This window comes from Mesorhizobium alhagi CCNWXJ12-2, from assembly GCF_000236565.1.
Taxonomy (GTDB): domain Bacteria; phylum Pseudomonadota; class Alphaproteobacteria; order Rhizobiales; family Rhizobiaceae; genus Allomesorhizobium; species Allomesorhizobium alhagi.
The window spans coordinates 148,477-159,162 of sequence record NZ_AHAM01000027.1 but is presented as its reverse complement, the minus strand read 5'-3'; the positions used below and the strand labels follow the sequence as shown (position 1 = coordinate 159,162).

The 10,686-nt window shown below is 63.8% G+C and carries 14 protein-coding genes; 9 read left to right on the top strand and 5 right to left on the bottom strand.

The genetic code is table 11. The annotated features are described in order from the left end of the window. Positions 1-357: 357 nt before the first annotated feature. The 9 genes from hisB to coaA are packed head-to-tail and all read left to right on the top strand — an operon-like array spanning position 358 to position 6,062. Positions 358-957: an imidazoleglycerol-phosphate dehydratase HisB gene (gene hisB / locus MAXJ12_RS03685; RefSeq protein WP_008834420.1), complete on the top strand. Its 600-nt coding sequence runs from the start codon at positions 358-360 to the stop codon at positions 955-957. Positions 958-959: 2 nt separating this feature from the next. After that, positions 960-1,424 (top strand): DUF2628 domain-containing protein, encoded by a 465-nt coding sequence (locus MAXJ12_RS03680; RefSeq protein WP_008834419.1) that lies wholly within the window; start codon positions 960-962, stop codon positions 1,422-1,424. Position 1,425: 1 nt separating this feature from the next. After that, on the top strand, positions 1,426-2,076 hold the full coding sequence (gene hisH / locus MAXJ12_RS03675; protein ID WP_008834418.1) for an imidazole glycerol phosphate synthase subunit HisH: 651 nt from the start codon (positions 1,426-1,428) through the stop codon (positions 2,074-2,076). Continuing rightward, a complete protein-coding gene (locus MAXJ12_RS03670; RefSeq protein ID WP_008834417.1) occupies positions 2,073-2,363 on the top strand; it encodes a DUF1330 domain-containing protein in 291 nt (96 codons plus the stop codon). The genes hisH and MAXJ12_RS03670 overlap by 4 nt, the downstream gene beginning before the upstream one ends. Positions 2,364-2,367: 4 nt before the next feature. Continuing rightward, the gene (hisA, locus tag MAXJ12_RS03665) at positions 2,368-3,102 is read left to right on the top strand and encodes a 1-(5-phosphoribosyl)-5-[(5-phosphoribosylamino)methylideneamino]imidazole-4-carboxamide isomerase (RefSeq protein ID WP_008834416.1); all 735 of its coding nucleotides are present in this window, start codon (positions 2,368-2,370) and stop codon (positions 3,100-3,102) included. A 10-nt stretch (positions 3,103-3,112) separates the two neighbouring features. Beyond that, positions 3,113-3,949, top strand: coding sequence for an arginase family protein (locus MAXJ12_RS03660; RefSeq protein ID WP_008834415.1), 837 nt, complete (start codon positions 3,113-3,115; stop codon positions 3,947-3,949). Beyond that, complete coding sequence (gene hisF / locus MAXJ12_RS03655; RefSeq protein WP_040584774.1) at positions 3,946-4,731, top strand: imidazole glycerol phosphate synthase subunit HisF; 786 nt, start codon at positions 3,946-3,948, stop codon at positions 4,729-4,731. Before MAXJ12_RS03660 ends, hisF begins: the two co-directional genes overlap by 4 nt. Positions 4,732-4,751: 20 nt before the next feature. Beyond that, positions 4,752-5,075, top strand: coding sequence for a phosphoribosyl-ATP diphosphatase (locus MAXJ12_RS03650; RefSeq protein WP_008834413.1), 324 nt, complete (start codon positions 4,752-4,754; stop codon positions 5,073-5,075). Between the two features lie 27 nt (positions 5,076-5,102). Then, on the top strand, positions 5,103-6,062 hold the full coding sequence (gene coaA, locus MAXJ12_RS03645) for a type I pantothenate kinase (RefSeq protein ID WP_040584720.1): 960 nt from the start codon (positions 5,103-5,105) through the stop codon (positions 6,060-6,062). 7 nt (positions 6,063-6,069) lie between these two features. Here the strand turns inward: coaA and MAXJ12_RS03640 are convergent, their stop codons facing one another. From MAXJ12_RS03640 to MAXJ12_RS03620, 5 genes are all read right to left on the bottom strand, one after another. Continuing rightward, positions 6,070-6,687: an alpha-ketoglutarate-dependent dioxygenase AlkB family protein gene (locus MAXJ12_RS03640; RefSeq protein WP_040584772.1), complete on the bottom strand. Its 618-nt coding sequence runs from the start codon at positions 6,685-6,687 to the stop codon at positions 6,070-6,072. 287 nt (positions 6,688-6,974) lie between these two features. Further along, positions 6,975-7,496 carry a peptidoglycan-binding protein LysM gene (gene lysM / locus MAXJ12_RS03635; protein WP_008834410.1) on the bottom strand — a complete coding sequence of 174 codons (522 nt, stop codon included), beginning with the start codon at positions 7,494-7,496 and terminating at the stop codon, positions 6,975-6,977. A 102-nt stretch (positions 7,497-7,598) separates the two neighbouring features. Next, the gene (gene arfB, locus MAXJ12_RS03630) at positions 7,599-8,036 is read right to left on the bottom strand and encodes an alternative ribosome rescue aminoacyl-tRNA hydrolase ArfB (RefSeq protein WP_008834409.1); all 438 of its coding nucleotides are present in this window, start codon (positions 8,034-8,036) and stop codon (positions 7,599-7,601) included. Further along, entirely contained in the window at positions 8,033-8,701 is a 669-nt protein-coding gene (locus tag MAXJ12_RS03625; protein WP_008834408.1) for a nitroreductase family protein, read from the bottom strand. Before MAXJ12_RS03625 ends, arfB begins: the two co-directional genes overlap by 4 nt. A gap of 96 nt (positions 8,702-8,797) precedes the next feature. After that, positions 8,798-10,405: a phosphoenolpyruvate carboxykinase gene (locus MAXJ12_RS03620; protein WP_008834407.1), complete on the bottom strand. Its 1,608-nt coding sequence runs from the start codon at positions 10,403-10,405 to the stop codon at positions 8,798-8,800. Positions 10,406-10,686: the final 281 nt, after the last annotated feature.

Here is a 10,686-nt window from a genome sequence, read left to right as displayed (position 1 = left end):
CCGGAGCGTTCCCGGCAGGAAGGACGGCTGCAATTATGCGGGAGGTGCGGGATGTGTGAACAAATCCGGTGCGAAGATTCTTCCCGCCGGCTGTTATACCCTTGATCCGCAACAGTTCTTTTTACGAACGAGCCGGAATGGAGGTGGATTCTATCCACTTTCGAAGGGATTCTGGACGTGGCGGCTGCCTTCGGTGTTCCGGAATGGATCCCGGCTGGCACTCGCTCCGCTCATTTGGGCTGGGATGACGAAGGAAGGAGCATTGCGCAAACCGCCAACGTTGAAGCGGCACCGCAACTTTCCTTCGCCAAACCATGCTGATAGAAGGCTCACATTTCTGAAACGCAAGGACCGCCCATGGCCTCCCGCTCCGCCGAGATCAGCCGCAAGACCAGGGAAACCGAGATCGCCATCTCCGTCGACATCGACGGCGCGGGGCGCTCCGAAATGGCGACGGGTGTCGGCTTCTTCGACCATATGCTCGACCAGCTGTCGCGGCATTCGCTGATTGACATGAAGGTCACGGCCAAGGGCGACCTGCACATTGACGACCATCACACGGTGGAGGACTGCGGCATCGCCATCGGCCAGGCGCTGGCCAAGGCGCTCGGCGACCGGCGCGGCATCATGCGCTACGCCTCGATCGACCTTGCCATGGATGAGACGCTGACGCGGGCGGCGATCGACGTCTCGGGCCGGCCGTTTCTCGTCTGGGATGTTTCGTTCTCCTCGCCCAAGATCGGCACGTTCGACACCGAGCTGGTGCGCGAATTCTTCCAGGCGCTGGCGCAGAATGCCGGAGTGACGCTGCACGTCGCCAATCTCCATGGCGCCAACAATCACCATATCGCCGAAACCTGCTTCAAGGCGGTGGCGCGGGTGCTGCGGGCGGCGCTCGAGCGCGACCCGCGCCAGCCGGATGCTGTTCCGTCGACCAAGGGCACGCTGGGAGGCTAACTGTGGCCGTCTATGTCGTCATGGAGCCGCCGAAACGCGCCGACGCCGTGCTGGTGCGCGACGGCTTCCATCTGTTCGGGTTCCTGACGCCGCCGATATGGCTGCTCTGGCATCGGCTGTGGATCGAGGCGATCGTCGCGTTTGCAGTGGCGATGGTGCTCGCGGCGGTTGGCGAGGTAGCGGATCTCGGCTGGGCCGGCACGCTTCTGTCGCTGCTGGTTTCGGTCTATGTCGGTATCGAGGGCGCTGCGCTCCGCATTGCGGCGCTGCGCCGCCGCGGCTGGCGCGAATGGGGCGTGGTCGAGGCGGATTCATTCGACGACGCCGAGGCGCGCTACCTGTTCGATGCCGAGCGGCTTGAAAGCACCGGTCGGCCGGAGCCGAGCCCGCCCGCTGCGCCGCAGTCCGTTCCGTTCCGGCGCTCGGGCCCGGCGCTCGGACTGTTCAGCTATCCCGGGAAAGCCTGACATGCGGGTCGCCATCATCGATTACGGCTCGGGCAATCTGCGCTCGGCCACCAAGGCGTTCCAGCGCGCCGCGCGGGAAGCCGGAATCGCGGCCGAGATAGACCTGACGGCCGACGCAGGGCGCGTCCGCAGCGCCGATCGCATCGTGCTGCCGGGCGTGGGCGCCTATGCCGATTGCCGCGCCGGCCTGGCGGCGGTGGAAGGCATGGACGAAGCGATCGAGGAGGTGGCGATCGCGAAGGGCAGGCCGTTCCTCGGCATCTGCGTCGGCATGCAGCTCATGTCCGAGCGCGGGCTGGAGAAGACCGTGACCAAGGGCTTCGGCTGGATCGCCGGCGACGTGAAGGAGATCACGCCCGCCGACCCGGCGCTCAAGATCCCGCAGATCGGCTGGAACACGATTCACGTGAAACATGCGCATCCGCTGTTCGAGGGCATTGCGACCGGCGACAGCGGACTGCACGCTTATTTCGTCCATTCCTATCATCTCGACGCAACCGACCCGGCGCAGGTGCTGGCCGTGACCGACTATGGCGGGCCGGTGACCGCGGCGGTGGCGCGAGACAATCTGGCGGGCACGCAGTTTCATCCCGAGAAGAGCCAGGCGCTGGGCCTGGCGCTGATCGCCAATTTCCTGAGGTGGAGACCATGAGCAAGAAGGGCTACTGGATGGCGATGGTCGATGTGACCGACCCGGAAAACTATCCGAAATACATCGCCGCCAACAAAGCGGCCTTCGACAAATACGGCGCGAAGTTTCTGGTGCGCGGCGGTCAGGGGCAGGTTTTCGAGGGGCCGGCTGCGTCGCGCCTCGTCGTGATCGAGTTCGATTCCTACCAGACCGCGCTCGACTGCTTCCACTCGCCGGAATACCAGGCGGCGCTGAAGCTCAGGCAGGCCTATTCGAACGCGCATTTCGCCGTCGTCGAAGGGGCTTGAGGCGGTGATCCTCTTCCCCGCCATCGACCTGAAGGACGGCCAGTGCGTGCGCCTGAAGCTCGGCGACATGGAGCAGGCGACGGTCTACAACGCCGACCCGGCGGCTCAGGCCAAGACCTTCGAGGATCAGGGATTCGAATGGCTGCACGTCGTCGACCTGAACGGGGCGTTTGCCGGCGGGAGCGTCAACGGCGCGGCGGTCGAGGCGATCCTTGCGGCGACGAAAAACCCGGTTCAGCTCGGCGGTGGCATCCGCACGCTGGCCGACATCGAAGGCTGGCTCGGCAAGGGCCTGGCGCGGGTCATCTTAGGCACCGTGGCGGTGCGCAATCCCGATCTGGTCAAGGAAGCCTGCAAGAAATTTCCGGGCAAGGTCGCGGTCGGCATTGACGCCAAGGGCGGCAAGGTTGCGGTCGAGGGCTGGGCCGAGGCGTCCGAACTCGGCGCAATCGAGCTGGCAAAAAAGTTCGAGGGCGCGGGCGTCGCGGCGGTCATCTACACCGACATCGATCGCGACGGCATTCTGGCCGGCATCAACTGGGAAGCGACGATCGATCTTGCCGACGCAGTGTCGATCCCGGTGATCGCCTCGGGCGGCCTCGCTTCGATCGCCGACATCGTCCGCATGACCATGCCCGACGCGAAAAAGCTCGAAGGCGCGATATCGGGCCGCGCGCTCTATGACGGGCGCATCGACCCGCAGGAAGCCCTGGCGATCTTGCGCGGCGATCGACCTTAGGAGGGCGCCGATGAAACTCGCCGTCGTGCTGGCGCCCTATGACAGCGGTCACTATCGGTCCGGATGCGGACTCGGCCCCGAAGCGCTGCTTTCCGCCGGACTTGTAGATGCCCTCCAGTCTCGCGGCCACGACCTGATCGTTCATGACATTGGCAGGGTCGGAGATGTTCCGGGAAGAGAAATTGCAACCGGCTTTGCCGTTTGCACTGCTGTTGCCGCACAGGTTCGCGCTGCATGCGAAGATGGCCGGTTCCCGATTGTCCTGGCCGGCAATTGCCTGACCGCTGCGGGCGGGGTCGCCGGCGAAACCGCGGACTCGATCGCCTGGTTCGATCAGCATGGCGATATCAACACGCCGGAAACGTCCGGTTTTGGATTCCTGGACGGGATGGCTCTGTCTTCCATTCTGGGACTGTGCTGGCGCCCGATGACGGCTGCGATACCGGGCTTCCGGGCGATCGAGCCGGAACGCTGCCTGCTGGTCGATGCGCGCGATCTCGACCCGGATGAGAAATTGCTTCTCGATAGACTGCCGGTCGTTCGCGCGTCTTGCGAGGAAGCGGTCGGTCAGGCCGGCAAACTCATTTCGGCCGGAGCGACCCGCCTCCATCTGCACCTCGATCTCGACGTTCACGATCCGGAGACGCTGCGTGTGAATCGCTACGCTACGCCTGGCGGACCCGATCCGGTCCAGCTTCGAAAGACTGTCTGCAACCTGGCGCAATCCTTCCCGGTTTCCGGCATGACAATCTCGGCATACGATCCATCGGTCGACGTGGCCCGCAAGGTCCCGCCGGCGGTCTCGACGCTTCTGGTCAACTTTCTCGCGGCGCTGAGGAAATCATAATGCTCAAAGCCCGCGTCATTCCCTGCCTCGACGTCAAGGACGGCCGCGTCGTCAAGGGCGTCAACTTCGTTGACCTGGTCGATGCCGGCGATCCGGTCAAGGCGGCCAAGGCCTATGACGCCGCCGGCGCCGACGAACTGTGCTTCCTCGACATCACCGCCTCGTCGGAAAACCGCGAGACGATCTTCGATGTCGTCGCCCGCACCGCCGAGCAATGCTTCATGCCGTTGACCATCGGCGGCGGCGTGCGCCAGGTCGCCGACATAAGAAAACTGCTGCTCGCGGGAGCCGACAAGGTCTCGATCAACACCGCGGCCGTGAGAAACCCGGATTTCGTCGCCGAGGCCGCGCAAAAATTCGGCAATCAGTGCATCGTCGTCGCCATCGACGCCAAGAAGGTTTCGGGCCCGGGTGAAGCCGACCGCTGGGAGATTTTTACGCATGGCGGCCGGGAAAAAACCGGCATCGACGCGGTCGAGTTCGCGCGAAAGGTGGTCGACCTCGGCGCCGGCGAGATATTGCTCACCTCGATGGACCGCGACGGCACCAAGGCCGGCTACGACATAGCGCTGACCCGCGCTGTGGCAGATGCCGTGCGCGCTCCGGTGATCGCCTCGGGCGGCGTCGGCACGCTCGACCACATGGTCTCGGGCATCCGCGACGGCCATGCGACGGCGGTGCTTGCCGCCTCGATCTTCCATTTCGGAACGTTCACCATAGCCGAGGCCAAGGCCCATATGGCGAAGGCCGGCTTGGCCGTGCGGCTGGACTCCATCGCCTGACCGTCATACAGGGATTTTCGATGACGGATTTTTCGCTCGCCGATCTGGAGAGGATCATCGCAACGCGCGCCCGCTCCGGCGATCCGGAATCGTGGACGGCGAAGCTCTATGAGCACGGCATTGAGAAAGCGGCGCAGAAGCTCGGCGAGGAGGCGGTCGAGACGGTGATTGCGGCCGTCAAAGGCGACGACAAAGCTATCATTTCGGAAAGCGCCGATCTTCTTTATCATTGGCTGGTCGTGCTGACGATCGCAGGGGTTTCGACTTCGGATGTGATGGCCGAACTGGAACGTCGAACCGCGCGTTCCGGCACGGCCGAAAAGGCGTCGCGCGACCGGAGCTGAACAGGCCGGCGCAATTTGGGAAAAGCGATGGATCAACTCGTCCCGACCGAGAAATATTCGCCTTATCGGTTTTTTTCGGCGGAACGCTGGGCGGAGTTTCGCGCCGACACGCCACTGACGCTGACCGAGAGTGAGGTCCGCAGGCTGAGTTCGCTCTACGATCCGATCGACCTCGACGAGGTGCGGCGCATCTATCTGTCTATGTCGCGGCTGCTTTCGGCACATGTCGAGGCGAGCCAGTTGCTGTTTCGTCAGCGGAAGGTCTTTTTCAATTCGAACGACGCCGTCAAGACGCCCTTCATCATCGGCATGGGCGGCTCGGTGGCGGTCGGCAAGTCAACCACGGCGCGCGTCATGAAGGAACTGCTCGCCCGCTGGCCGTCGAGCCCCAAGGTGGATCTCGTCACGACCGACGGTTTCCTGCTGCCCAACGAGGTTCTGCGCCGCGAAAACCTGATGGAGCGCAAGGGCTTTCCCGACAGCTACGATGTCGGGGCGATCCTGCGCTTCCTGTCGGCGATCAAGTCCGGCCAGCCGAACGTGCGAGCGCCCGTCTATTCGCATCTGACCTACGATGTGGTGGCCGGCGAGTTCGTCACCATCGACCGGCCCGACATTCTTATCTTCGAGGGCCTCAACGTGCTACAGGCGGGCGACCTGCCGCAGGACGGCAAATACGTGCCCTTCGTCTCCGATTTCTTCGACTTCTCGATCTACATCGACGCCGACGAGGAGATGATCCACAACTGGTACATCACCCGCTTCATGCGTCTCAGGGAGACGGCGTTCCGCAATCCCCAATCCTTCTTCCACCGCTATTCGCAATTGTCGGAAGACGCGGCCCGCGCCATTGCCGAGGGTCTGTGGGCCAAAATCAACCTCAAGAACCTGCGCGAGAACATCCTGCCGACCCGCCCGCGCGCCGATCTGATCCTGCGCAAGGGCGCCGAGCATCTGGTCGAGGAAGTGGCGCTCAGGAAACTGTGAATATGGGTCAGGCGGGACGCGTCACGCGCCTCAGCGTCAGGTTGATGCGGCCGCCATTCTTCAGGAGCGTCGAGGTCGCCGGATAGATGCGGTCGACGCCGTGGAAGGCGAGCCGGCCTTCGCCGCCGAGTACGACCAGATCGCCGCTCCGCAGCCGGAAGGACTTTGTCTGGCCGTCACGGCTGGTCTGGCCGACGCGAAACAGGCAGTCGTCGCCGAGCGAAACCGACAGGACTGGCGCGGCGAGGTCGAGTTCGTCGCGGTCCTGGTGCAGGCCCATCTTTGCCGCATCGGTGTAGAAGTTGACCAGGCAGGCTTCCGGCGGGGGCGGGTAGCCGGCGACTTCCTGCCAGAGGCGCAGCAGCGCGTCCGGAATCGGCGGCCACGGCTCGCCGGTCACGGGATGCGTCGGCTGGTAGCGGTAGCCGCGTTCCTTGTCGGTCACCCAGCCGAGCGGCCCGCAATTGGTCATGCGCACGCTCATTTCCTTGCCGGTGCGCGGCATGACCGGACTATAGAGGGGCGCGGCCTGGACGATCTCGCGGATATCCTCGACCAGCGCTTCCTGAGCGGCGTGGTCGAGATGGCCGGGGATGTGGCGAACGCCGTTGGGAAGCACCTGGATCATGGTCTTCATATAGGTGCGTCCGTCCTTCGAGGCTCGCTGCGCTCGCACCTCAGGATGAGGACCGTACGACAAGCCGCTCAGCCTTCGACATTGGCAACCAACGCACGCACCGGCCCTGCAGCGGGCCGGCTAACACCAGATTTTGACCTTGGCCACCACATTGCAGCCAACGTCAACCTCCCTCATCCTGAGGTGCGAGCCCGCGAGACGTTGAAGCGAGGTCGCCCGGCAATGCGGGCGAGCCTCGAAGGACGCACCAGAATGGCGCGCCCGCCGGCGATACGTCAGGCCGTCTCGAGGTCGGGAATACGCAGCACCTGGCCCGGATAGATCTTGTCCGGATGCTTCAGCATCGGCTTGTTGGCCTCGAAGATGACGGTGTATTTCGACGCCTTGCCCTTGCCGTAGCTTCGTTCGGCGATCTTCGAAAGATTGTCGCCCTTCTTGACCGTGTAGAAGACCGGCTGCCTGGCCGGCGTGGCGGCCTTGACCAATTCCGTCATGTCGACCTTGTCGTCGAGCTTCAGGCCCGAATCGGGAGCCACTACCTTGAGCTCGTCAGCCTCGACCTTCGAAATGCCGAGCGTGTTGCCGACGGCGATGACGGCCTTCTCGAAGATCGACTGGTCCTTGACGACGCCCTTGAGGATGACCTTGTCGCCCTTGACCGCGACATCGACCTTGTCGGTGCCGAGCTTGTGCGATTCGAGTTCCTTCTTCACAGCCGCGGCTTTCGCCGCCTCGTCGTCGTCATCGCCGAAGCCCAGCTTCTCGCCGACATTCTTCATGAAATCGAATATTCCCATGCCAAAAATCTCCTCGCGCCGCCCCCGCAGCAAATCTGGCATCTGCCATCCGAAAATGGAAGCCGGATCGGCGCGATCACTCGCGCATAAAATCGAGGAAGCTTAGTCGCTGTCGATCTTGCCGCGCAGTTTCTTGACGGTGGAGCGCCCCGCCTTGCTCTGCAGCCTCCTTTCGACCGAGCCCTTGGTCGGCCGCGTCTTCTTGCGCGGCTTGGGCGGCGGCTCGGCGGCCTTGGCGACGAGCTCTGTCAGCCTTGCGCGCGCATCGGCGCGGTTCTGCTCCTGGGTGCGGAAGCGGCCGGCCTCGATGACGATGACGCCGTCCTTGGTGGCGCGCTGGCCGGCCAGGCTGATCGTGCGTTCCCGCACGCGCTCGGGAAGGCCCGGCGCATTCCTTGCGTCGAAGCGCAATTGAACAGCGGTCGCTACCTTGTTGACGTTCTGGCCGCCCGGTCCCGACGAGCGGATGAAGTTCTCGACCAGTTCGTCCTCGCCGATGAAGACATCGGGCGCTATCGAGATGCCGCCGCGCTCGGTCATTCGCGCCAGGCGATGATCTCGTCCGCTCCCTTGCGCCGTATGTCCGGCACTTTCGCGTTCTCCGCCGGGTAGCCGGCGACCAGCAGGATCATCGCCTTCTCATTGTCCGGTCGGCCGCAGATCGCATTGAGAAAACCCATGGGCGACGGCGTGTGGGTGAGCGAGGCGAGCCCGGCATTGTGCAGACCGGCGATCAGAAGGCCGGTGGCGATACCGACTGATTCGGGCACGTAGTAGTGCTTGACCTTTCCGCCATCCGGCCCGCGGCCGTAACGCTGGCCGAAGATGACGATCAGCCATGGTGCGGTTTCCAGAAACGGCTTTTCAGCGTCGGTGCCGAGCGGGCCGAGCGCGTCGAGCCACTCCTGCGAGGCGCGGCTGCCATAGAATTCGCGCTCTTCTTCCTCGGCGGCCTGGCGGATACGCGTCTTCATCGCGGCGTCCGAAATGCAGACGAAGGTCCAGGGCTGCTGGTTGGCGCCGGACGGCGCGGTCGCCGCCGTCATCACGCAATCCTCGATCAGACGGCGCGGTACAGGCCGACCGGAAAAATGCCGGACCGTCCGCCGCTTTGACATCAGCTCACGGAACTCCGCGGCGCGTCGCGACATGTCCGGCTCGGCATATCCGCGGAAGCGCAGCGGAATTTCTTTCAGCTCGGGCATGGGTTCCTCCGTCCTCACCATGAAACGGGTTTAGCCAAAAGAAAAAGGCCCGGCAAATACCGAGCCTTTTTCAATAAAGCGGGCCTGTCGGGGCCGCTATTCCGCGGCTTCCTGCATGCGCGGCGCGGCGCTCAGCACGGCGGCGTCGACATGGGCTTCGAACTTGCCGAAATTGTCGATGAACATGCCGACCAGTCGCTTCGCCTGGCGGTCATAGGCCGGGCGGTCGGCCCAGGTCGAGCGCGGGTCGAGCATCGCCGCATCGACTCCGGGAACGGCGAGCGGCACAGCGAATCCGAAATTCGGGTCCGTGCGGAATTCGGCGTCCTTCAGCGAACCGTCGAGCGCGGCGGCAAGCAGCGCCCGCGTCGCCTTGATCGGCATGCGCTTGCCAGTTCCATAGGCGCCGCCGGTCCAGCCGGTGTTGACCAGCCAGCAGTCGACGCCGTGCTCGGCGATCAGCCGTCGCAGCAGATTTCCGTATTCGGAAGGATGGCGCGGCATGAAAGGCGCGCCGAAGCAGGTCGAGAAGGTAGCCTCCGGCTCGTTGACGCCCTTTTCGGTGCCGGCGACCTTGGCCGTGTAGCCGGAAAGGAAGTGATACATGGCCTGCGCCGGCGTGAGCCTGGCGATCGGCGGCATCACGCCGAACGCGTCGGCGGTCAGCATGATGATGTTCTTCGGATGGCCGGCGCGGCCGCTTTTGCTGGCATTGGCGATGAAGTCCAGCGGATAGGCGCAGCGCGTGTTCTCGGTAAGCGAGCCGTCGTCGAAATCCGGAACGCGGTCATAGTCGAGCACGACGTTTTCCAGGACCGTTCCGAAGCGGCGCGTGGTCGCGAAAATCTCCGGCTCGGCCTCCTCCGAGAGGCGGATCGTCTTGGCATAGCAGCCGCCTTCGAAATTGAAGATGCCGTCCGGCCCCCAGCCATGCTCGTCGTCGCCGATCAGCGTGCGCGACGGATCGGCCGACAATGTGGTCTTGCCGGTGCCCGACAGGCCGAAGAACACGGCGGCGCCGTCCGGCCCCTCATTGGCCGAGCAGTGCATCGGCATGACGCCGCGCGAAGGGAGCAGGTAATTCAGCGCGGTGAAAACGGACTTCTTCATTTCGCCCGCATAGGAGCTGCCGCTGATCAGCACGATCATGCGGGTCAGATCGACGGCGATGACCGTTTCGGTGCGGCAGCCATGCCGCGCCGGATCGGCGCGAAAGGAAGGAAGGTCGATGATCGTCATGCTTGGCACGAAGCGGTCCAGTTCCTCCGCCGCCGGGCGAATGAGCAGGTTGCGGATGAACAGCGAATGCCAGGCATATTCGGTGACGACGCGCGCCGGCAGCTTCTGGTTCTCGTCGGCGCCGCCGACCAGATCCTGCACGAACAAATCCTTGTCGGCCGCATGCGCCGTGAAATCGGCGAGCAGCGCATCGAACTGCGCCTCGCTCATCGGCTTGTTGTTGTCCCACCAGACGTCGGCTTCGGTCGCGGCGTTGCGGACGACGAACTTGTCCTTGGGCGAGCGCCCGGTGTGCTGGCCGGTATAGGCGACGAGCGCGCCATGCGCAGTCAGACTGGCTTCCCCGCGCCGGATCGCCTCTTCGTAGAGGGCCGCCGTCCCAAGATTGTAATGGACTTTGCCCGAGGTTTTCAGGCCGGCCTTGTCGATCCCCCATGCGAGGTTGCGTTTTCCGATTTCCGTCATTTGAGCCCTTTCAGACGCCCGCCGCCGCTTCGCGCCAACTCGGAAGGCTTCCCAGGGGCACCCGGCTGTCAGAAACAGAAAAGCCGAACGATTTCAAATCATTAATCGATTTAAGGGTTTTGAAATTTGTTTAAATCGGTTATATCTGCCAATAGGCCGCATCGGATCAGTGGCATAAGGCGTTGTGATCGCTGGGCCAAACGGGTAAAGAAACACCTCGGGGCGGAGCGATTGTGGCAGCCCGGCTGTGACATCGGCCGGTTGATGTGCCACATTTTGTA

What these genes read in the sequence shown, in the direction of transcription:
- MAXJ12_RS03625 (WP_008834408.1), bottom strand. Translation starts at nt 8,701, where the DNA reads ATGCCCGAGCTGAAAGAAATTCCGCTGCGCTTCCGCGGATATGCCGAG.
- MAXJ12_RS03660 (WP_008834415.1), top strand. Translation starts at nt 3,113, where the DNA reads ATGAAACTCGCCGTCGTGCTGGCGCCCTATGACAGCGGTCACTATCGG.
- lysM (WP_008834410.1), bottom strand. Translation starts at nt 7,496, where the DNA reads ATGGGAATATTCGATTTCATGAAGAATGTCGGCGAGAAGCTGGGCTTC.
- hisH (WP_008834418.1), top strand. Translation starts at nt 1,426, where the DNA reads ATGCGGGTCGCCATCATCGATTACGGCTCGGGCAATCTGCGCTCGGCC.
- MAXJ12_RS03620 (WP_008834407.1), bottom strand. Translation starts at nt 10,405, where the DNA reads ATGACGGAAATCGGAAAACGCAACCTCGCATGGGGGATCGACAAGGCC.
- MAXJ12_RS03670 (WP_008834417.1), top strand. Translation starts at nt 2,073, where the DNA reads ATGAGCAAGAAGGGCTACTGGATGGCGATGGTCGATGTGACCGACCCG.
- MAXJ12_RS03650 (WP_008834413.1), top strand. Translation starts at nt 4,752, where the DNA reads ATGACGGATTTTTCGCTCGCCGATCTGGAGAGGATCATCGCAACGCGC.
- hisB (WP_008834420.1), top strand. Translation starts at nt 358, where the DNA reads ATGGCCTCCCGCTCCGCCGAGATCAGCCGCAAGACCAGGGAAACCGAG.
- coaA (WP_040584720.1), top strand. Translation starts at nt 5,103, where the DNA reads ATGGATCAACTCGTCCCGACCGAGAAATATTCGCCTTATCGGTTTTTT.
- arfB (WP_008834409.1), bottom strand. Translation starts at nt 8,036, where the DNA reads ATGACCGAGCGCGGCGGCATCTCGATAGCGCCCGATGTCTTCATCGGC.